Consider the following 20,949-nt stretch of genomic DNA (forward strand, 5'->3'; position numbering starts at 1 on the left):
ACCGGCTCGTTTCTCTAAAATCGCTGGAAATTCCTGCAGATTTGCATCTTTTTCCGCATCCCCTCGGAGATCGGCCTAAATACCTGCAGATTTGGTTACTACTTAGGACTTCCTGCTTAAGTGCGGGAAGTTTTTTTTTCTATAAAAAAGGGTTTATAACTCTTTTGTCAAAAAGGTAAGTTAATCCAATTCATGAGAGGAGCGTCACCCATGCATCTATCCCCTGAACAAGTCCATGCCATATGCAAGGGCGACCCCGAAATTATCACTGCCTTCAACGCTTTGCTGCAGGTGATCGATCAGCAGGCCAAACGTATTGTAGAGTTGGAACAACGCGTTCAGGAACTTGAACGTCAACTCGGTCAAAATAGCAACAATAGCAGCAAGCCGCCTTCTAGCGATGGGTTCCGTAAAACCAACAATCTCCGGCAATCCGGTGGAAAAAAAGGGGCACCCAAAGGCCATCCCGGGCAGACACTGCGTATGGTGGCACAACCGGATGAAATCCAGATTCATCCGCATGCGATCTGCACTTTCTGCCATACGTCTCTGGCAGACATCCCTGCTCAAGGGTATGAAGCCCGGCAAGTCTTCGATCTGCCTCCTGTCAAATGGAGCGTCACCGAACATCGGGCCGAAACGAAGTGCTGTCCGTCCTGCAGGACCACAAGTACAGCTGCTTTTCCTGAGCGAGTAAAGGCCCCTGTGCAGTACGGTGATACGCTACGGGCTTGGACCAGCTATTTGAGTGTCTACCAATTGCTGCCTTTGGAACGCATTGCTCAGCTTTTCGAAGATTTGACAGATCACGGTCCGAGTGAGGCTACGCTGCTCTCGCACCTCCAGCAGATGTATACCTCCTTAACTACGCCTGAGCAACAAATCCAACAGCACCTGCTCCGGAGCCCGCTCATCCATGCGGATGAGACCGGGTTTCGCGTTAACGGAAGCGGGGTCTGGATGCATACGGCGAGCAATGGCAACTTCACACACCTCACCGTTCACAGTAGCCGCGGTACCCAAGGAATGGCGGCCGGAGGGATCCTGCCCGCCTATAAAGGTACGGTTGTCCATGATTGCTATGGTCCGTACTTCAACCCAAAGTCGTTTTCGTTCCGCCACGTTCTGTGCAATGCGCATCTCCTTCGGGAATGTCAGGGCATTACCGAGAACGATAATCACCAATGGTCGGGGGAAATGAAAACATTGCTGCAAGAAAGTTGGAGCCTGGTGTGCGCCTCCCGCGAATCCGGCAAGCCTCTCCCGGAACTGGTGGTCCAGGAAATCGAGCAGCACTATGACGATATTCTTTTTCGTGGCAGAGAAGAATGGAGTAAGAACGTCGTTGCCAGGAAAAAGGGCGTACGCGGCAGACAAGCCAAAGGTAAGGCCGGGAATTTAGCAGAGCGGTTTGAGAAATGGAAATCTGCTATCCTCGCCTTTCTTCGAGATGCCCACGTACCGTTTGACAATAACCAAGCCGAGCGAGATATTCGTATGGTCAAGGTGAAGACTAAAATTTCTGGAGCATTCCGCACCGAAGCCGGCGCAGAACATTTCGCCCGTATTCGCGGAGTCATCTCTACCCTCCTCAAACAAAAACGCCCTATCCTGGAATCGCTCTCTTCCGCTCTTCAGGGCCGTCTCCAATTCTAAACTGCTACCTAAGTAGTAACCAGATTTGCATCTTTTTGGAGTTGGAAGCTTGGAAGCACTCTAGGCACCTCTTTGTAGGTGACATATCACTTCGACTAGCCATTAAGCCACCTTTTCCTTTCGTCATACAAAAAAATAAGACCGAAACCGAGTTTCAGCCTTATCGTTGCACCGATACAAATGTATTGAATTTCATATATTTGTAGTGGAATCGCATATGGGAAAATTCAAACGGCGTGCCGTTGTCGAGAAAAAAGACCCCTTCCATGATACCGACGGGTTCGTGTTCCCGCAAGTTCAGCAGTTCCCGGTCTTCCGGCTGGGAAGGCTCCGCGAAAATCGATAGAAAGGACTTGGTTACGGCCATATTGTGCGCTTCTTCCAAGTAGTTGAAGATCGAGCCTTCGATAATCGTCTGATTCAAATTTTGCACGATTTTGATCGGAATGTAGCCGGTCTCGATCATAAACGGCTCCTCATCGAACAGGCGCAGGCGAACGATTTTATATACAAAATCATGCGGCTCCAGAAACAAATCGCGCTGCAACTCCTCCGTTGGCGAGACCACTTCGAAGCTCAGCACTTTGACTTTCGGCTTTTTTCCGTCCATCTGAAAATTGTCCGTCACGCCCAGATTCGAACCTTCGTAATTAAAAATCGACTCGTTCTTGAGATACAGCGGATTGATGAAGGTCCCGGAACCGCGCTTCTTAAAAATAATCCCGTCGCTCTCCATCTTCGCCAGCGCCCGTTTCACGGAACTGCGGCTCACCCGGTACGTCTCGCTAAGACTCCGCTCGTCCGGTAATCTCAGGTCCGCGTACCTGCCTGCGTGGATGTTCTTTTTCAGGTCATCGATTAATTGCTTATAGATCAATGGTGGCATGCTCCTCTCCTTTTCAAGGATACTTCATTAGTTCGGTCAGGAAGAAAAACAAACCCGCCCGAATCGGGGCGGGCCTGGAGAAACCCTACATCGTCCGCTCTTCCTTCAATCCGCGGATAAAGCTCTCGAAATCGGGGGCGAGCCGGGTGATGCGGTTGTCCTCTTTTTTATCCACATGAACCACTTCGGGTTCGCGGTCATTTCCGGATTCCCGGTAATCCAGCATTACCACTTCATACGCGGAAGGGCAGTCACAAATGACAACTCCGATTTCGGGATATCCCCCTTGCTCGATCAGCGTCCGGCTGCCCGCTTCGCCGCACAGCGAGTGCTTCTTCGTCCGGCCGATGCCCAGAATCCCCGAGATTTCGATCGCATCCCTGCCGGCACCGGATTCGGTCGGGTCCACCGGGAAAAATCGCTGGCGGGGAACGCCTCCGTTATGCTGTTTCATCATCTCCACGTAGAAGGCCGGCAGGCGGAAGACCAGCTCTTCCTCCACGGAAGACACCAGTTCGTCCGTCGGCGGCTCGGACACATACTTCTCCAGCGCCTCCGCGCTGTCATCCCAGAAGCCCGTCGTGTCGATGTCGGCGGCGTCCGGCCGCCCAGCGGCCGCTCGGGCCTCCTCGCTAAACCGGCGCTCCTGCGATCCAGATCCATCCGGCTCGCCCCCCGGTTCCTCCCCGGGTTCTCCCGCCGACGCGCCCTCGGCAAGCTTGTCCCGGATCCAGCCGAGGAATTCCTGCGTATCCTCATCGCCGGGGTCCAGCCGGTCCGCAGATTCGAAGGCTCCCAAAGCCTCCTCATACCGCTCCAAATAGTAATAGGCCAGCCCGATGCGGTAATGCCACAGCGGGTCCTCTTGCCCCTCCTCCGCAACCGTCAAAAACTGATCCACCGCCTCGTCATACCGCTCAAGGTTGTTCAGCGCCCGGCCCAAATGGCTGACCAGGGTGTAGTCTCGTTCCTCCGTCGGTACCTCCATAATGGCATCGACAATCTTCTCGAACTCGTCCTCTTCGTGCCACGCCTCCAATTGGGCGATCAACTCTTCATGCATTCCCGTTGCCTCCGTTTCTTCGTTTTAAGTAAATAGCCATACAGTCTGAACTAAACATCCTTCATCAACATCCAACATTGCAGATATCTAACGCCTCCGTAGGGGGCACACACTTCACTGCTATATTAACTGGAAAATCTCCCGTTAATATACCGCCTTTGACCCTTGGATCGGATTTAACTGGAAAAAATCCATCTATTTCGCGATCCCATTGCCGGTATACGCCATTTCAGACAAATTAGCGGGAGGTTTTCCAACTAATGCGCCTCTGCAGCCGCTTAGGCGCCAAATTAACGTGAGGAATTCCCGTTATTTCAATTAAACCTTTGGCGTTGAGCAAGAGTGTGATCAGAACACTTCCCGTCGATGTCTTTTATGCTAATCAACAGCTCAGCCTTTATGGCTAATTCTTCTCATCCAACTCCTCTTTCCATTGATCCATATCATAAATGATTTTGAATCTGTTCACAGGGGCGGCATTTTCCTCCAGAGGAGCGTATCCCCCTATTCTCATGGAAAGATCCATTACTTGCGGGTGATGGTGCAATTCCTCCAAATGATCCATTATGGCGGATAGTCTGGCTTTCAACGCCAGTTTCCGGGTATCCCCACCGTTGTTAAGGGTTGAAAGTTCCTCCGCGTCCAACCAAGGATTTTCCTCCAAAAAAGCTGTGCCGCAGGTTAATTCCATCTCCATCACCGGCTCGAATATCCGCCAATCCGCCTTCTTTAAAGCCGCCACAAGCGACCCTCGGGCTCCCGCAATATAATAATAGTCGCGGAAAAAGCACATCCTGCAATACGTCTTCATGACTTCAATCCCGCAGTCCGGCAGCGGATATCCCATCGCTACCCCCTCGGTTTGGAGCCTTAAGGCATAGCATTCCAACGATTTCAGGAACAGCCGGTATCCGAGTTCCAAGCCTTCTTCATCATCCTTATGACAGCAATAACTTACGATCTCTTCATCGGTCACTTTAAATCCGAAGGCATATCCCGCGCCGATCTCCCGCGGTTTCAGCTCGATCTCCACGCTCGCGTACAAGTCGTTAAGGCTGGTCACTCTGGATGTACCGCCACCAAGCGTCTTATGTATATCCCCGGTGAATTCCCTGTACAAGATGCGGGGATCCTTGAGGCTCAGCTTCACACCTTGTCCCTTCATAAAGTCACGGATTCGCTGGAGATGCAAATAGTCATTTCCAATAAAAACGATGTCGGTGTACTTCCTTGCCCCATCTTCCGGGAGGTCGAAATGAGCGCCGATCACGACGTCCTTGTCGTGTTCCCAAAGGCGTTTTATGCTGTCAAGGATCCCGTCCCGTTGTTCGATACTTTGCGGAAATGACAGGGCAGCGCCCAGGTACTTCATGTTCAGATCCGGCAGCAGGCGCCTTTGCTCGTCCAAATAGGCCGCCGCTCTTTCAAATTGAACCTTGCGTGAATTCCCGCTCAATCCTCGTTCCATCCTCTCCTAATCCCATATTTCCATCATATAGGAGCTTGGTCCGACAGGCAAATGAGCAAACGGAAAAATATTTATATACCATGAATAGAAAAATTTTACTGTAAACTCTAAAAATCTATACCATTACTTGTTATATTATGGACAGGGACCAAAGTTTAGCTATAAGCTCCCAGTCAGCGCGTCCATCACTCTTGAACGAAAGTGAGGTGAACGGGCTGTTTTTGTTCTAACGCAAGTGATACTCCAGATGGGCAGCATTTCGAGTCAGAAGAGAAGTACAACTGGTTCCGACTTGTAAGAGGCGATTCGTTTGTTTAAGTAGGATCACATCCGAAGGAGATGAAATCTGCTATGGGCAAATGGGTGAGGAAAGGCGGGATTTTTTCTTTCAGCTTTTTGTTAGCGCTTACAACCTATTCGGGATGGACCTCTCTAACTCCCGTCGCCGATGCGGCGGCATCCGATTACAACTATGCCGAAGCGCTGCAGAAATCGATTTATTTCTATGAGACGCAGCGTTCGGGAGCTCTTCCCGAGAATAACCGCGTGGAGTGGCGCGGCGATTCGGGAATGCAGGACGGGGCGGATGTCGGCCATGATTTGACGGGAGGTTGGTATGACGCCGGAGACCATGTCAAATTTGGTTTTCCGATGGCTTCAACCGCAACAATGCTCGCATGGTCTGTTTATGAGTACCGGGAAGGATACGAACAGTCCGGACAGCTCGATGAAATATTGGACAACATCCGCTGGGCGACGGATTATTTCATGAAAGCCCACACGGCCCCGAACGAACTGTGGGGGCAAGTCGGCAATGGGACGGCCGACCACAATTGGTGGGGACCTGCCGAGGTCATGCCGATGGCGCGGCCCGCCTATAAAATCGATGCGTCCAAGCCCGGCTCCGATCTTGCCGGGGAGACGGCCGCGGCGCTTGCCGCAAGTTCCATCATCTTCAGAGACAGCGATCCGGCTTATGCGGACAAGCTGCTCCGGCACGCCAAAGAATTGTATGCCTTTGCCGATCAGTATCGCGGCAAATATTCGGACAGCATTACCGATGCCAAACAGTTTTACAACTCCTGGAGCGGATATGCCGATGAATTGAGCTGGGGGGGCGTATGGCTTTATTTGGCCACGGAGGACGAAACTTACCTCGATAAAGCGATCGCCGCGAGCGAGCTGTGGGGCACCAACCAGCAAGGCGAATGGGACTACAAGTGGACGCACGCCTGGGACGACAAGCATTACGGCGCTCAGTTGCTGCTGGCCCGGATTACCGGCGATCCCAAATTCGTCCGTTCTACGGAAAAAAGCATGGAATTCTGGACCACCGGCGTTTCGGGTACGGGCGAGCGCGTAACGTATACCCCCGGCGGCCTTGCGCATCTCGATCAATGGGGCGCCCTTCGTTATACGGCAAATCAAGCCTTTCTTGCTTTTGTCTACTCCGATTGGGTCGGCGATCCCGTGAAGAAATTAAACGCGCGTTCATTCGCGGAGCGGCAAATCCTGTACATGCTCGGCGATAACCCCCGCGAAAGCAGCTATGTGGTCGGCTTCGGCAACAATCCGCCGCAGCACCCGCATCACCGCACTTCACACGGCTCCTGGGCGGACAGCCAGAACGTGCCGGAGAACCATCGCCACATCCTGTATGGGGCGTTGGTGGGCGGCCCTTCCCAAACCGACGCGTACACCGATTCCATCGGCGATTATGTATCCAACGAGGTCGCCATCGATTATAACGCCGGATTTACCGGGGCACTGGCCAAAATGATGCTGCTCCACGGCGAAGGTCAACAGCCTCTCTCCAACTTCCCGGCTCCGGAACAACGCGAGGACGAGATGTTCGTCGAAGCCTCGGTCAATGCCAGCGGCAGCAATTTTGTGGAAATTCGCGCCTTGCTGAATAACCGTTCCGGCTGGCCGGCCCGCGCCAGCGAGAACATGTCGTTCCGGTACTACGTTGACCTGAGCGAAGCCATGGAAGCCGGATACGGACCGGAGGATATCACCGTAACGGCGGGAGGGTACAATCAGGGAGCCACGGTATCCGAGCTTCAGCCCTATGATGCGGACCGGCATATTTACTACACTACCGTCGATTTCACCGGTACACGGATCTATCCGGGCGGGCAATCGGCCTTCCGCAAAGAGGTGCAATTCCGGATCGCAGCGCCGCTAAACACCAACTTCTGGAACAACGCCAACGATTTTTCGTTCCAAGGCGTAGCCAGCGGAGGAGCGGCCCCGGCTAAGACGCCGTACATTCCGGTGTATGACGGAGGGCGTCACGTCTTCGGCGAACATCCCGCGGGAGGCGGGAATCCGGGTGAACCCACGGTACCCGCCGCGCCGCGAAACGCCAAGGCCGTCCCGGGAGACGGGATCGTCCGGCTGTCCTGGAACGCCGTAAGCGGCGCCGCCGATTATCTGGTCAAGCGGTCGCTGACCAGCGGCGGTCCTTACGAGACGGTGGGAACGACGACGGAACCGGCCTTTACCGATGCCGGGGTCATCAACGACACGACGTATTATTACGTCATCACCGCCAGAAACGACGTCGGCGAAAGCCTTCCCTCGGCCCAAATCAGCGCCAAGCCGCGCACCGTGCCCATTCCGGCGGAAGGCGACCTGGTCGTCCAGTACCGAAACAATGACGCAAACGCCGGCGACAATCAGTTCCGGCCGCATTTTCGCATCGTGAATACCGGCGACGAGGCGGTGGCGCTCAGTGATCTTACCTTGCGTTACTACTACACGATCGACGGTGAACAAGCCCAGCAGTTCCATTGCGACTACGCAGCCGTCGGCAGCGGCAATGTCGACGGGCGGTTCGTCAAAATGGATTCCTCGGCAGCCGGCTCCGACTATTATCTCGAAATATCTTTTGCTCCGGAAGCGGGGAATTTGGAGCCCGGCGGCGACACCGGCGAAATTCAGGCCCGCGTCAACAAAATCGACTGGAGCAACTTCAATGAGAGCGATGACTACTCCTACAACGGGACACAGCAAGCATTCGCCGAGTGGGACAAAGTCACGCTTTATCGGAACGGGACAAGGGTTTGGGGCGTCGAGCCTTGAGCTTTTTCCAAAACTCATACAATCGAAAGGATGATGTAAGGATGACGCATTGGACAAGGTGCAGGAAACCTGCTTCGATCCTGATGACCGTGGTTTTATTCTTTTCCGTTGCAACGACCGGCGTGTTTGGGTTCGGAACGGCTCGGGTTCAGGCCCAGGAACCGGCTCCCGAACAGACTGAGGCGGCGCTGCAGGCGGCTTCCCCGGAGGAAACGCGGTTTCTCCAGCTGTACAATCAGTTGAAGGATCCGGATAACGGGTATTTTTCGCCCGAAGGCATCCCCTACCATTCCGTGGAAACGCTGATGAGCGAAGCTCCCGATTACGGGCATATGACGACCTCGGAGGCTTACAGCTACTGGCTGTGGCTCGAGGTGCTGTACGGGCATTATACGGGCGATTGGAGCAAGCTGGAAGCGGCCTGGGATAATATGGAGAAATATATTATTCCGGTCAATGAGGGCGACGGCAAAGAGGAGCAGCCGACGATGAGTTACTACAATCCGAACAGCCCGGCGACGTACGCGGCGGAGTATTCGCAGCCGGACCGGTACCCCAGCCAGCTCAGCGGCCAATACGCGGCGGCAGAGATCCGCTGGACGCCGAGCTCAAGGCCACATATGGAAACAACCAGACTTACCTGATGCATTGGCTTCTGGACGTGGACAACTGGTACGGATTCGGCAATCTGCTGAACCCCAGCCATACCGCCACCTACGTGAACACGTTCCAACGCGGGGAGCAGGAATCGGTGTGGGAAGCCATTCCCCATCCTTCGCAGGACGACAAGTCCTTCGGCAAACCCGGCGAGGGCTTCATGACCCTGTTCACCAAGGAGAATCAAGCTCCGGCGGCGCAATGGCGTTACACCAACGCGACCGACGCCGATGCGCGGGCCGTTCAGGCCATGTATTGGGCGAAGGAGCTCGGCTACGACAATGAGGTTTATTTGAATAAAGCCGAGAAAATGGGCGATTACCTCCGCTACGGCATGTACGATAAGTACTTTCAGCAAATCGGCAGCGCGGCGGACGGAAGTCCGGCGGCGGGCACCGGCAAGAACGCCAGCCACTATCTCATGGCCTGGTATACGGCCTGGGGCGGCGGTCTCGGGCAGTCGGGCAATTGGGCTTGGCGGATCGGGGCCAGCCACGCGCACCAAGGATACCAGAACGTGGTGGCTGCCTACGCCCTCTCCGATCCGGACGGCGGGCTGATCCCCGACTCCCCGACAGCCGGGCAGGACTGGGATACCTCGCTGAAGCGGCAGCTGGAATTCTATACCTGGCTGCAATCCGCCGAAGGAGCGATCGCCGGGGGCGCGACGAACAGCTGGGATGGCGCGTACAAAGCGTATCCGGCGGGAACGAGCACGTTCTACGGTATGGCTTATGACGATGCCCCGGTTTATCATGACCCGCCTTCGAATAACTGGTTCGGCATGCAAGCCTGGCCGGTGGAACGGATCGCGGAATTGTACTATATCCTGGCCTCGAAGGGGGACACTTCGTCCGAAAACTTCCGCATGGCCAAACAAGTGGTGACCAAGTGGGTCGACTGGTCGATGGATTATGTATTTGTGGATCAAAAGCCGGTAACCGACGCGGACGGGTACTACCTGGACGAGCAAGGAAACCGCGTGCTCGGCGGACAGAATCCGCAAATCGCCACGGTTTCGTCGCCCGGCGACTTCTGGATTCCGAGCAACCTCGAATGGCAGGGCCAGCCGGATACGTGGAACGGCTTCGGCAATTACACAGGCAACCCCGGCCTTCACGCCGTAACCAAAAACCCCGGACAAGATACCGGCGTCCTGGGCAGCTATATTAAAGCGTTGACCTTCTTCGCGGCGGCCACCAAGGCGGAGAACGGCAGCTATACGCCGCTTGGCGGAGAAGCCGAGCAACTGGCCAAATCGCTGCTCGACACGGCTTGGGGGCACAACGACGGCGTAGGCATTACGAAGCCGGAAGCGCGCGCCGATTACTACCGCTACTTTACGAAGGAAATCTATTTCCCGGCGGGCTGGAGCGGCAAGAGCGGCCAAGGCAACACGATCCCGGGAACGAACACGGTTCCTTCCGATCCTGCGAAAGGCGGCAACGGCGTTTACGCCAGTTATTCCGATGTCCGTCCGAACATTAAGAACGATCCCGCCTGGTCCTACCTGGAAGACAAATACAACACGTCCTGGAACCCGCAAACGCAGAAGTGGGAGAACGGCGCGCCCGAGTTCACTTACCATCGCTTCTGGGCCCAGGTCGATATGGCCACGGCCTACGCCGAATACGACCGCTTGATCAACGGCGGCGGTGGCGGCCCGGTCGAGCCGGTAGCCCCCAAAGCTCCCGGGAATTTGAAAGCGGTTGCCGGGGATGCGCAAGTCTCGTTGACGTGGAGCAAATCTAGCGGCGCCGACAGCTACACCGTGAAGCGGGCGGAAACCAGCGGCGGCCCTTACACCGACGTTGCCACGATCTCCGAGACGTCCTATGTGGACCTTGATGTCGTCAATGACACGACGTACTACTATGTGGTCGGCGCCGCCAATGAAGCCGGCAGCAGTCCCGATTCCGTCGAGGTCAGCGCCAAGCCGACAGCCAAGCCGACGCCGGTGGAAGGCGACCTCAAGCTGCAGTACCGCACGAATGACACGAATCCCGACGACAACCAGATTCGGGCGCAGTTCCGAATCGTCAACACCGGCGAAGAAAGCGTGGCGCTCAGCGATGTGAAGCTGCGGTATTATTTCACGGTCGACGGCGACCAAGCCCAGCAGTTCCACTGCGACTATGCAGTCATCGGCAGCGGCAAGGTCACCGGCACCTTCGTGAAACTGAATGAAAGCAAAGACGGCGCGGACTATTACCTGGAGGTCGGCTTCACATCCGATGCGGGAACGCTGGCGCCGGGTGCGGACACCGGCGATATCCAGGTACGCTTCAACAAAGCCGATTGGTCCAACTACAGCGAAGCGGATGATTTCTCATATGATGGAACCAAAACCGCTTATGCGGATTGGGAGCGCGTTCCGCTGTATTTGAACGGCGGCCTGGTTTGGGGGCTTGAGCCTTAAGCCGCCGCTTACGGAAAAAGCAAGAGGGTCATCCGTCGGGATGACCCTCTTTGCTTTTTAATAAACCATGCTGCTTGCTACGGAGCTGATTCCGTTAACTTTGTCAATTCAAAGATCAGCTCATTGGCCATCCGTTTATTCAACCGATACGTTTCGAACCTTCCGGCTTTGGCGGATAAGGTCTTGATCGTTTGGATCTGCGTCTCGGTCGGGGGCTGCCGCTCGATCAGGCCCTCGTAATTTTGATAAGCGACTTTCAGCGCCGTTTCCGGAGACAGCAGATCGATCGTTTCATATAACGCTTTCGCCGCTTGTTCCGTCGTCAAGCCAAATCCGGCATCGGTCGACAGCATGAAGCGGTCGGGGTATTTTTCCATCAGCGGCACGAAGTCCTCCAATTTGTTGGTGCTCTCGGGATTATAGGCCGTAAACCCGGCAAAAAAATCAATATACAAGTTCGGATGCTTGTTTAATAGCGGTTCGATATTTTCCGGAGGGTTATATGCGTTGGCATGTCCGAAGATGATGGCGGTATCCGGATGCTGATCCAGGGCTTCCTCCAGACGGGTGATCGGCTCGCCGTTCGGCGGGTCGATATGCAGCAGAATCGGCACTTGGTATCGGGCCGCCAAATCATATATCTTCGGGAAATTCCCGTCGTTCGGATGCTCCGCCTTCCAGGCCACCCGGGAGACCGTTTGCGAATAAGTCGAAGCGGCGGCCACCTCCCCGATGTTCAAATAGCCCTGTTCCAGGTTTTGCTTAACGATGGACACCCCCTCCTCTTCATAGATCGGAAATCCCGCAAAGGAAGGGTATACGCTCGAAGGCGCTTGCTGATATTGCTGCCAGGCCAGTTTATCCGTTTGCTGGGCGCTCGGCTCCGATATATTTCCGAATAACACGAGGCGGTCGATGCCGTATTCCCCCCACTTCCCGATCGCTCCCGGGTCGGAGGCATCGTGATTATGAATGTCGATGACCGTAAGATCCTGATAGATTTCGTACAGATCTTTATTCGAGTCCTTGTTTTGGTTTTTCCTCAGGCTTTCTATGAAAGCCCCCTCCTCCTTGGGGGTATATTCGGTCAATGGTTCGACCCTGACCTCGGTCCCCTTCTTGTTCCCCGTAGTCTCCTCTGATGACGTGCATCCCGAGAATAGGACAGCAGCGAGAGTTAGCGCACATAGGGCAAAACAACGCACCGTTTGAGGCATAGGCGTTCCTCCGTCTGGATTTTTTTTTGGATCACATAAAGAATGGGGTAGTCTGTCTGATATGCATAATTCGTGAAATTTTCGTCTCCATTTGGAAGCGCTATCAAATCCTATCAAAAATATATCTCATGGAGCCGCGAATTTCCACCTAAATTTGGAAGTATGCCCTGAAATGACCTCCAAGGTGGAAGCTCGCTATTTGAGCAGACGGTAATGCCTCATCGGCCAACCTTGTTTTTGTAGATATAATGTCCCACCCTCGGAGTCTATACCATTAACGGGAAAATCTCCTGTTAATATACCGTTCTTGGCTTTTCGAGCAGATTTAGCTGGAAAAGTTCCATCTATTTCGCGGCCCTATTGCCGCAATACACCATTTTAGGCGAATTAACGGGAGGTTTTCCAGCTAATTCGCCCTTGCAGCCGCATACGTACCAAATTAACGGGAAGTATTCCCTTTAATTCAAACCAAACATTTAGTTGTAGATCAAAAGTGCGAGAAGAGTACGGTACAAAAAAAGGAGAAATCGCCGAACGATTTCTCCCTCCTACAACATGAGCATCCCCGCTATCGGGCAGCCTTAGTTAGAACGTATTTTCAAAAGCCGTGATGCAGGCCCCGCCCTTCGAACGGTCCAAGACCGAGAAGCGGATTTCCGCAAACAATGTCCCAAAGCCCTCGTCATCCAAAAGCTCCCGCCACCATCTCGCCACCTTCACCGGATCGTTCCGGAATACGCCGCAGCCGTAAGCGCCCAGGATCAGGTTCCGGTCGCCCTTATGGGCGAAGATCGCCAAGGCCAGCCGCATCCGGTCTTTCATAACGCGCTCCGCCTCCAACGGGTCCTCCCCTTTGAGCAGTACCTGCCCGTAGTTCACGGCGGGCAGCGTCAATACCGACGCCGTGACCGGCCGCTCGATCAGCTCGAACCTCGGGTCGCGGAAAAACACCACATCCGGCGAGTAGATGGCATGATCGGTATACATCATGGTACCGCAGGCCCGATTGGCCTTATAGTAGCCTTCGTTGCGCAGCTGCGTTTCGTATAGACCGCTGGAAGCGGCCAGGCTCTCCTCCTGGGCCATCGCACCGTTCAGGAAGCCGCCCCCGGGATTTTTGGCGCTGGCGAAGTTCAGCACGCCAACTTGCTCCTTCCCGGCTTCCGCAAAGTCCAAGATCGCCTTCACCGTCGCCTCGTTGGCGACGGAACATGCGGCGGCCTGCGGCAGCCTCGTCAGCCCGGCGCTTGCCCGCACCAGCTCCGCCCCCCGTTCGGGGGTGATCAGCTCGCTGTTCTCCTCCGAATCCTTCTGCGCCGCGGCAAAATCCACCCGGCGCCCCTCATATTCATAGAACCCTTGCCGCTGAATCCGCAAGGTATCCTCGGCAATTCCTTTACGTTTCATCTCCGTTCCCTTCTTTCAATAATAATTCGTCACGCGCTTCGGTCAGCGCAAAGCCCAGCAGATTCCGCCCCCGCCATTTCACCGGGTTCTCCGCGTCCGGGTTTGATTGTCCCATCCCGATCCCCCAAATGCGGTCCCGCGGACTGGCCTCGACCAGAATGCGGTTTTTCGTCGCTTTGAGGTAATCGCCGAGCTCAGGATTTTGCGAAAATTTGGCCAAGCTGCCTCTTTTCACTATGCCGTAGCACGCGCTGTCCCAAATCTCCTTGTCAAAGTTGCGGACCGCTCGCCCGTAAGCCTTCATCTCCTTCGGATGCTTGGCCCCCAGGATCGCCTCCAGCATCTCGCCGTCCCCGAACAGCCGGGCTTTCTCGGCCATCATAAACTGCTCGGCACAGGAATACTTCGTGCCCTCCACCTCAAACGGGCACATCCACCATTGGCTGAAGCAGCTCTTGTCGACGCCTCCATTCTTCGGCGGGGTATGGCCCCAAAAGAATACAAACTTGAACGTTTTCCCTGCGTTATAGGCTTGTCTTAATTCCTCGATATTGTAAATCATCGGTATCCCTCCAAATTCCTCCGATACAAGCGGGAGGGCCGGTGCCCCGCATTTTCGGTATAATGGTCCGTTTCCGTCACAAGATCCGCGACCTTCCGGCGGAAAGCGGCTTTTAGCAGCTCTCTATCCAAAATGACCTCGTACACCTGCTGGAGCTCCGTCAAAGTGAACAGCTGGGGCATTAAATGCAGAGCGATGTCGGTGTAATTCACCTTTCCGCGCAGCCGCTCGATGGCGCAGGCAATGATTTTGGCATGGTCAAAAGCCAAACCGTCGTTGGCAACAATCGCATAAGCCGTCCCGGCCGAAGTCGGCCTGGCCGTCACCGTTCTCGCCACGACGGCCGTAAGCTCCTCTTCTTCGGCGCTCAGCTTAAGCTCGTACTCCAGCGTCTTCACGTATCCGCCCTCTTCAAGCAGTTCCTTCCGTTCCCGCAGCAGCCGGTAGGTTACCTTGAACCAGGCGGCCTCGGCCGCATCGTCCCCCGCCTTAAGCTGGAACTGGTCGCTATTGATCAGGGCCATATAACTGCAGCTCATCACCCAGGTGCGGGGGTCCCGCCCGATATCGCTAAAGGTATACAGCTGCTCCAAATACACGTCATCCAGGCCGGTCTCCTCGCGCAGCTCGCGCGCGGCGGCCTGCTCCGTCGTCTCGTTCGGGCGGACGAAGCCGCCCGGCAAGGCCCATTTGCCCAGGAAGGGGTGCCCTCCCCGGCGAATGAGCAGCATGCGCAGTTCCTTCTCCGGAAGCTTGCGGTAGCTGTCCGCCTGCGCGTCCGTCACGGTAAAAATCACCATGTCCGCCGCCACCGACGGGCGCTCAAAGTCCCCAGCCCGGTACTGCTCCAAAAACTCGCGTTCCGTCAGTCCGTCGCGATCCTTCAAATCCATCGGTCCCGCTCGCTCCTTCACTCTTTTTCCATGATCAGTTCAGCAATTCCCCAAAGTAGTTGCCGTAGGGCTGGAACTTCGCCAGCACCTCGTCGACCTTGCGCATCCGCTCCTCCAGGCTTCCCTGCAGCGGAATGTAGGGGATCCGGCGCTCTTTCAAATCGGCGATAATCTGCTTGTGAAAAACATGCCGCTTCTGATCCCCGCTGCGATCCCAGGTGTCGTCGTACGGAATGTCGTCTTCGCACAGGAAGAACAAATCGTAGCGCTGCGCGTTTTCGAGCGCGATCCGGGTCAACAGCTCCGGTGCCCGGCCGTGGTAATCGAGCGCGAACATGTACGTCGTAATTGCATTGGTGTCGACGAAAAGATACCGGTTCGCCTCCAGCACAGCCCGCTCCTCCCGCTCGATATGCCCGACCGCGATTTCATTGAACGCCTCGAAGCCGATTCGGCGGTCCACCTGATGCTCGGTCCAATAGTCGCGGCCGTATTCGCTCGCGAAGGTCGTATGGTACCGCCGCGCCAGCGCCTCGGTGATCGTCGATTTGCCGGTCGACATCGCCCCCACGAAAACCACCTTCGTAATTAGGTCCCGGTACACGACATCACTTACGAATTCCCGGTACTTGTAAGGGTCCGAACGCACCATCGTCGCCGAGACCGGGACCCGTTCGCGCGCTTCGTCCACCCGCCGGTCCACCGCGCCCAAAGCGACGCTCATGTGCTCGCCGTAGAACTCGCTCGAGTAAAAGTGCGTTACCTGCTCGCCCTTCAGCAGGCCCAGAATATACTGCTCCTCCCGGATTTCGTGTTCCCGGTCGTCGGAGTAGCCGTCCGGGCCGTCCCAAGCTTCGATCACCCGCACGGCCGGGTAAAGCCGGCGTATCCAGTTCGCCCGGATATGAAGCGGGATCGGCGTGACGGTCGTCTCATAGATCACGACGATCAGTTCGTCGACTTCTTGCAGCGCGGTTTCGATCATATATTGGTGCCCTTTATGCAGCGGGGCGAATTTCCCCAGCGTCAATCCCAGCGTTTTCATGCCAGCGCCTCCTTGGCCCCTTTGTTCCAGTTGTAATAGCCGTATCCCGCATTGATCAGATAGGCGCTCCACATAACGATCATCAGCAGACCGTCCGGGCTGCCTTCAACCATCCGAATCACCCACAGCAGCACCGTGAACATATTGAGTACAATGTAGACCACCCATTGCTCTTTGAATCTTCTGACCATCAATAGCGTCGCCACAATGGACAGCACCGTCGTAATCGCATCGATATAAGGCGAGTTCTGTCCGGGGATGAACGAGAGCCCAAGGCCCAACAGCAGACAGCCCGCCACAGAAACCACACCGACCCCCAGCAAACCTTGGGGCTTCATCTGACGCATGGCCAGCTTGCCGCCCTGGCGGTTGTTCTTCCACATGTAAAAGCCGACGACATTCATGGGGACAAAAAACAGCAGGTTCAGCATAACCTCCCCGAAGAGCCCGTTGGCATAGGACAAGTAGGCGTAGCCGACCGTGTTATACATGCCGAACACATAACTCATCAGACTCCCCTTGGCCGCGAGCACCACGCATAGCACGCCCGTAACAAACACCGTAAACCCGAACAAGGAGTCCTTGGATATTACCGTGAATCCTATAGCAATGGAGGTAAACACTACCAGCCACACGATTTCGAACAAGTTCCAGTTCCCCGTAAGTTTCTTCAACTTGCATCTCCTCAGCTTTCTTCCGCTCACGCTTGGAGCGAACTCAAATTGTTACTTAGTATAAAATTGATAATAACAATTTGTTACTATCAAAGATAACAGAAGAACCCGCGGATGGCAAGTAAAATTTTCCTTTCCGGGTGACGAGAGGGCCTGGGAGGACCGGCAGAAGCAGCGGCTGGTATGACTTTGGGTAAGTGAGATGTGGTTGTGTGGGATGTGTGTATCTGGGATGTGTTATGTGGGCTGTGCTATGTCGGCTGTGCTATGTGGGATGTATGATCCGCGCCGAATTAGCGGGAAAATCTCCAGGTAATTTTGCTCCAAAAGCGTACAGGCCGCGATTACCTGGAAAACCTCCCGTTAACCAAGCTTCCTGGGGGGTCATTATCGTGGATCAGGCCGAATTAACGGGAGAATATCCCGGTAATTCGGTCCTTTTAAGCTAAACAGGCAAAATTAGCGGGAGAAACTCCCGTTAATGATGATGAGGGTTAGCGGAAAATCCCCGCGATCACATGCAATTGCCCATCCGAAATCGGGGGATGACAATGCGACGTCTGCTTTTCTTTTTCAGGCTAGAGGGTTCGGACTTCCGTCCCTTGAAGCGATCCGCGGTACGCAAGCTCTGTTCGCTCCATCGTATCGTGAATCTGGCGAATGATGTCATCCAGCGATGCTGGATCGTTCACATCGTATTCCTCGATATTCAGCCGAAGTACGGGACAGGCGGTAAAACCGTCGATCCACTCGGCGTACCGGGCATGCATCCGCTCCCAGTACGCGCGTTCCGTGCGAATTTCCATGTCGCGGCCGCGCTCCTGGATCCGGGATAAGATGGCAGGCAGGCTGCCTTCCAAATAAATCATTACGTCCGGATGCGGAAAATAAGGCGTCATCACCATCGCCTCAAACAGGCTGGTATACGTCTGATAGTCCGTGGCCGACATCGTGCCTTGATCGGCGTGCATTTTGGCGAAGATCCCGGTATCCTCGTAGATGGAACGATCCTGGATGAACCCGCCGCCGGCTTCCACGATCGCTTTCTGTTCCTTAAACCGCTCAGCCAGGAAATAAATTTGCAAATGGAAGCTCCAGCGCTCAAAGTCCGCATAAAACTTTTCCAAATAGGGGTTATGATCGACCTTCTCCATCGAAGTCTTGAATCCCAGCCGCCCGGCAAGCGCCGTAGTCAGCGTCGATTTGCCCACTCCGACCGTGCCCGCGACGGTAATCAGCGCATCGTCCGGTATTCCGTAGTTATTCATCATCACATTAAACTCCTTTACACCTTGTACCCTTCATAAGTGAAAAATTATAACGTTCCTGCCCGCTTTTTACAATCGGAAAATTTCATGTTCGATCCTGGATGACATATCCTTCCTCCGGTTGGAAGGCGACGAAACCGGCCATCTCTTTCTCCCGGAAGTGAATGGGTTGTCCGGCTCCCATGAGCAGGATGTTTCTTTTATCGGCCGCTCCCGTTTGCGGCAGTTCAAAACAGCAAGTATAGGGAAAAACGGCCCGTAACGTGGTATGCACGGCACGAATGAGGGTATCGCCTCCCCCGCGGCCAAACAGATTCATCAAGAGGGCCCCCCGCTCGTTCAGCTTGTTCCTGCACAGCCGAAAAAAAGGCTGCGAAAGCAGGTGAAGCGGCGTATCCTTCTCCGTAAACGCGTCGAGCACCACGAAATCATAGGCGAGATTCGGCTCCCTTACCAGCAAACACCGTCCATCGCCAACATCCACATTATCCGGGGAATATCCGAAATAACGGCGGCTGACCTCTTTTACCCGCGGGTCGATCTCCGCCACCTTCACCCGTTTATCGTAAAGCCGGGCAGGAAGGGTCCCGATGCCGAGCCCGATGATATAAGCGTCGTTGAAATCCGGTATATGGGATTCCATGAGATGAAGCAAGGCCCTTGGATATTCAAAAACAATGCGGCTCGGGCGATCGATATCCATAATCCCTTGAGCGGCTCCGTCCGAAAAAGCCAGTACCCGGAAATTTCCGCGTTCCCCCTCGTAACGGGAGGTCTCATAAACCACCAGCCTGCCTCCCTCTTCGTCCCGATCCTCGTATAGTACCCTCATCCGTCCTGCTCCCTTTTATAGTATGCTCTAGGCTGTGGTTACCCGAAGATCCCTTCGATCTCCTCCCGCTGCCGGGCCGAAATCCCGGTTTCGCTTAGGACAATGACGGCATCGGCCTTCCGCCAGACGAGCAGTTCGCCGTTCGTATCCCAACTGACGATATCTTCGGGAAAGTCATCTATCTTTTTCAACCCCATCCGCCGAACCAATTCCCCGTACTTCGTCTGATCCACGATGTCGTAACAGCCCTTGTGGTAGAAATCCAATTCATATTTAAAAACGCTCTTCCATTTTCCGGTGTTCACCTGTTCCAGCATCGCCAAGTTTTCGATATGGGTCTCGAAACGATGGCATTTGATATCGTACCCTTCGTAATATCTTCCCTGCTCGTCGATCGTAAAGGTCTCTTGGTATAAAGTATCCGCACACTCCAAGTGCCGGACGACGATGTCGTCTTCCGGCTCCATGACGATCAGCCCCGTCTCGCACTCAAAGGCGCCTCGGCAAGGGGGCTTATGAAGAATCCCAAAGACGATGGGTTCCAGGTAAGCATAGTATGTAAAGCCGCCAAAATTCTTTTGAAATTCGATCAATGCATTAGTAGGTGCTATCCCCGCAGCCTCGAACGCTTGAACGATGTCTTTCTCCTCCCGAACGGAATCCTTCCATTTGGAGTGATCCAGAAATCGCCGCGCTCTATTGGATAATTTCACGTCTCCACCCCCGCACAAATTCCGGCCGCCTCTCGGGCCACCCGCCACTCTCATGGCGAAATCGGCAAACTAAAACGCCCTTTCGCCAGCCAACAGCTAGTTTTTAGTATAACAGAGTATGGGCTATTTGCTGGATCGATGCTTTTTAGGCAAATCCGGACCGTAAAACGGCGTAAGAGCGCTACCTGATTCAGGTTAGCGCCCTTAACTTTTTCCGGAGAAGAATATTTGCGATAACTGAGCAAATAGGTTCCTGGTTGCTGTCTCCGCCCCAACTATAGGCCGAAGGGGTTACCCTTTTCGGATTACGCCCCCAGCATGGCGACAAAGGCAAATGCTCTTATTGCTTTTTTGAATGCTGTTGTGTCGGCATCCGCACACATTAACGGGAAAACCTCCCGTTAATATCCCTCTTTCGGCCCTTGGATCGAATTTAGCTGGAAAAGCTCCATCTATTTCGCGGCTCAACTGCCAATATACTCAATTTCAGGCGGATTAACGGGAGGTTTTCCAGCTAATTCGCCTCTATAACCGCATCGGCACTAAATTAAAGGGAGGAATTCCCTTTAATCTCAACCAGAGAATTAACTGTGGGCAAAATGGTGAAAAGCACCATTCACACGGCTGTCCACTAGGCAAATCAATAGTTCAACCTATCTGGCTCCTGTAACCCCGGACTATTGGAGGTATTGCTTTATTCTCCCGATCGCTTGTTCTCCGGCCTGCCGCCACCGGTTTTCATGTTCAATCCGGTCGTCCGGATCGACGGGGGCTTGAAACTGGTTCAATCCGAAGGCCGTAAACGGGCCTAACTCGCCGTTCTCATCGAGTCCTGTATGCACGATATGCTTGATCAGAAACGGACGCCCAAACTCCAACAAAGCGTCGTCCCGATCCAGCTTCCCTTCCACAACCCGTGCCGGCAGGCGCAAGTACACCGTGGTTCCTTCGTTCATGTGCAGAATGGAATCGAAAAATCCGGCGTAATATTCCCAGCTTCCGCAAAAATGAAATCCCTGCTTCTCAAAATCCCCGCACACATCGCCATAATAAGCGCGCATTCCCTCAATCTCCGACGGGATATTTAACATCCTGGCTTCCT

General features: G+C 54.5%; 16 protein-coding genes and 1 pseudogene. 4 read left to right on the forward strand and 13 right to left on the reverse strand.

Annotation, left to right across the window (positions count from 1 at the left end):
* Positions 1-210 precede the first annotated feature (210 nt).
* Positions 211-1,656: an IS66 family transposase gene (gene tnpC / locus FRY98_RS16090; protein WP_170287106.1), complete on the forward strand. Its 1,446-nt coding sequence runs from the start codon at positions 211-213 to the stop codon at positions 1,654-1,656.
* A 160-nt stretch (positions 1,657-1,816) separates the two neighbouring features.
* Here the strand turns inward: tnpC and FRY98_RS16095 are convergent, their stop codons facing one another.
* The 3 genes from FRY98_RS16095 to FRY98_RS16105 all read right to left on the reverse strand — a co-directional run bounded on the left by FRY98_RS16095 (position 1,817) and on the right by FRY98_RS16105 (position 5,073).
* Positions 1,817-2,542, reverse strand: a complete 726-nt coding sequence (locus tag FRY98_RS16095; RefSeq protein WP_148453754.1) for a GntR family transcriptional regulator — start codon at positions 2,540-2,542, stop codon at positions 1,817-1,819.
* An 85-nt stretch (positions 2,543-2,627) separates the two neighbouring features.
* Positions 2,628-3,605, reverse strand: a complete 978-nt coding sequence (locus FRY98_RS16100; protein ID WP_148453756.1) for an SMI1/KNR4 family protein — start codon at positions 3,603-3,605, stop codon at positions 2,628-2,630.
* A 403-nt stretch (positions 3,606-4,008) separates the two neighbouring features.
* Entirely contained in the window at positions 4,009-5,073 is a 1,065-nt protein-coding gene (locus FRY98_RS16105) for an elongation factor G (RefSeq protein ID WP_148453759.1), read from the reverse strand.
* Between the two features lie 351 nt (positions 5,074-5,424).
* On the opposite strand from FRY98_RS16105, the gene FRY98_RS16110 reads away from it, so the two are divergent.
* The 3 genes and pseudogenes from FRY98_RS16110 to FRY98_RS28970 all read left to right on the forward strand — a co-directional run bounded on the left by FRY98_RS16110 (position 5,425) and on the right by FRY98_RS28970 (position 11,236).
* Entirely contained in the window at positions 5,425-8,160 is a 2,736-nt protein-coding gene (locus FRY98_RS16110; RefSeq protein WP_148453761.1) for a glycoside hydrolase family 9 protein, read from the forward strand.
* A gap of 83 nt (positions 8,161-8,243) precedes the next feature.
* Positions 8,244-10,399 (forward strand): annotated as a pseudogene (locus FRY98_RS16115) (glycoside hydrolase family 48 protein); the annotation flags it as partial.
* A 27-nt stretch (positions 10,400-10,426) separates the two neighbouring features.
* Positions 10,427-11,236, forward strand: a complete 810-nt coding sequence (locus FRY98_RS28970) for a cellulose binding domain-containing protein (protein ID WP_249043449.1) — start codon at positions 10,427-10,429, stop codon at positions 11,234-11,236.
* A gap of 77 nt (positions 11,237-11,313) precedes the next feature.
* Here FRY98_RS28970 and FRY98_RS16120 read toward each other — a convergent pair whose 3' ends face one another.
* From FRY98_RS16120 to FRY98_RS16165, 10 genes are all read right to left on the reverse strand, one after another.
* The gene (locus FRY98_RS16120) at positions 11,314-12,453 is read right to left on the reverse strand and encodes an amidohydrolase family protein (protein ID WP_148453763.1); all 1,140 of its coding nucleotides are present in this window, start codon (positions 12,451-12,453) and stop codon (positions 11,314-11,316) included.
* A 585-nt stretch (positions 12,454-13,038) separates the two neighbouring features.
* Entirely contained in the window at positions 13,039-13,860 is an 822-nt protein-coding gene (locus tag FRY98_RS16125) for a TIGR02452 family protein (RefSeq protein ID WP_148453765.1), read from the reverse strand.
* Positions 13,850-14,422: an NADAR family protein gene (locus tag FRY98_RS16130; protein WP_148453767.1), complete on the reverse strand. Its 573-nt coding sequence runs from the start codon at positions 14,420-14,422 to the stop codon at positions 13,850-13,852. Before FRY98_RS16130 ends, FRY98_RS16125 begins: the two co-directional genes overlap by 11 nt.
* Positions 14,419-15,315 carry an NUDIX hydrolase gene (locus FRY98_RS16135; protein ID WP_148453769.1) on the reverse strand — a complete coding sequence of 299 codons (897 nt, stop codon included), beginning with the start codon at positions 15,313-15,315 and terminating at the stop codon, positions 14,419-14,421. The genes FRY98_RS16130 and FRY98_RS16135 overlap by 4 nt, the downstream gene beginning before the upstream one ends.
* Before the next feature lie 34 nt (positions 15,316-15,349).
* Positions 15,350-16,360, reverse strand: a complete 1,011-nt coding sequence (locus tag FRY98_RS16140; protein ID WP_148453772.1) for an AAA family ATPase — start codon at positions 16,358-16,360, stop codon at positions 15,350-15,352.
* A complete protein-coding gene (pnuC, locus tag FRY98_RS16145; protein ID WP_148453774.1) occupies positions 16,357-17,034 on the reverse strand; it encodes a nicotinamide riboside transporter PnuC in 678 nt (225 codons plus the stop codon). Before pnuC ends, FRY98_RS16140 begins: the two co-directional genes overlap by 4 nt.
* A 578-nt stretch (positions 17,035-17,612) precedes the next feature.
* Entirely contained in the window at positions 17,613-18,302 is a 690-nt protein-coding gene (locus tag FRY98_RS16150) for a deoxynucleoside kinase (protein ID WP_148454544.1), read from the reverse strand.
* Positions 18,303-18,387: 85 nt separating this feature from the next.
* Positions 18,388-19,134: a spermidine synthase gene (locus tag FRY98_RS16155; protein ID WP_148453776.1), complete on the reverse strand. Its 747-nt coding sequence runs from the start codon at positions 19,132-19,134 to the stop codon at positions 18,388-18,390.
* A 38-nt stretch (positions 19,135-19,172) separates the two neighbouring features.
* Positions 19,173-19,847 carry a hypothetical protein gene (locus FRY98_RS16160; protein WP_148453778.1) on the reverse strand — a complete coding sequence of 225 codons (675 nt, stop codon included), beginning with the start codon at positions 19,845-19,847 and terminating at the stop codon, positions 19,173-19,175.
* 677 nt (positions 19,848-20,524) lie between these two features.
* Entirely contained in the window at positions 20,525-20,938 is a 414-nt protein-coding gene (locus tag FRY98_RS16165; RefSeq protein ID WP_148453779.1) for a YugN family protein, read from the reverse strand.
* Positions 20,939-20,949: the final 11 nt, after the last annotated feature.

Origin of the sequence: Paenibacillus faecis, assembly GCF_008084145.1 — a bacterium.
In the GTDB taxonomy this organism is placed as follows: Bacteria; Bacillota; Bacilli; order Paenibacillales; family Paenibacillaceae; genus Fontibacillus; species Fontibacillus faecis.

Bases quoted from the DNA above. Each gene is read 5' to 3' on its own strand.
- FRY98_RS16150 (WP_148454544.1), bottom strand. From the start codon at position 18,302: ATGAATAACTACGGAATACCGGACGATGCGCTGATTACCGTCGCGGGC.
- FRY98_RS16110 (WP_148453761.1), top strand. From the start codon at position 5,425: ATGGGCAAATGGGTGAGGAAAGGCGGGATTTTTTCTTTCAGCTTTTTG.
- FRY98_RS16135 (WP_148453769.1), bottom strand. From the start codon at position 15,315: ATGGATTTGAAGGATCGCGACGGACTGACGGAACGCGAGTTTTTGGAG.
- FRY98_RS28970 (WP_249043449.1), top strand. From the start codon at position 10,427: ATGGCCACGGCCTACGCCGAATACGACCGCTTGATCAACGGCGGCGGT.
- FRY98_RS16100 (WP_148453756.1), bottom strand. From the start codon at position 3,605: ATGCATGAAGAGTTGATCGCCCAATTGGAGGCGTGGCACGAAGAGGAC.
- FRY98_RS16125 (WP_148453765.1), bottom strand. From the start codon at position 13,860: ATGAAACGTAAAGGAATTGCCGAGGATACCTTGCGGATTCAGCGGCAA.
- tnpC (WP_170287106.1), top strand. From the start codon at position 211: ATGCATCTATCCCCTGAACAAGTCCATGCCATATGCAAGGGCGACCCC.
- FRY98_RS16095 (WP_148453754.1), bottom strand. From the start codon at position 2,542: ATGCCACCATTGATCTATAAGCAATTAATCGATGACCTGAAAAAGAAC.
- FRY98_RS16140 (WP_148453772.1), bottom strand. From the start codon at position 16,360: ATGAAAACGCTGGGATTGACGCTGGGGAAATTCGCCCCGCTGCATAAA.
- FRY98_RS16165 (WP_148453779.1), bottom strand. From the start codon at position 20,938: ATGTTAAATATCCCGTCGGAGATTGAGGGAATGCGCGCTTATTATGGC.
- FRY98_RS16130 (WP_148453767.1), bottom strand. From the start codon at position 14,422: ATGATTTACAATATCGAGGAATTAAGACAAGCCTATAACGCAGGGAAA.
- FRY98_RS16105 (WP_148453759.1), bottom strand. From the start codon at position 5,073: ATGGAACGAGGATTGAGCGGGAATTCACGCAAGGTTCAATTTGAAAGA.
- FRY98_RS16155 (WP_148453776.1), bottom strand. From the start codon at position 19,134: ATGAGGGTACTATACGAGGATCGGGACGAAGAGGGAGGCAGGCTGGTG.
- FRY98_RS16120 (WP_148453763.1), bottom strand. From the start codon at position 12,453: ATGCCTCAAACGGTGCGTTGTTTTGCCCTATGTGCGCTAACTCTCGCT.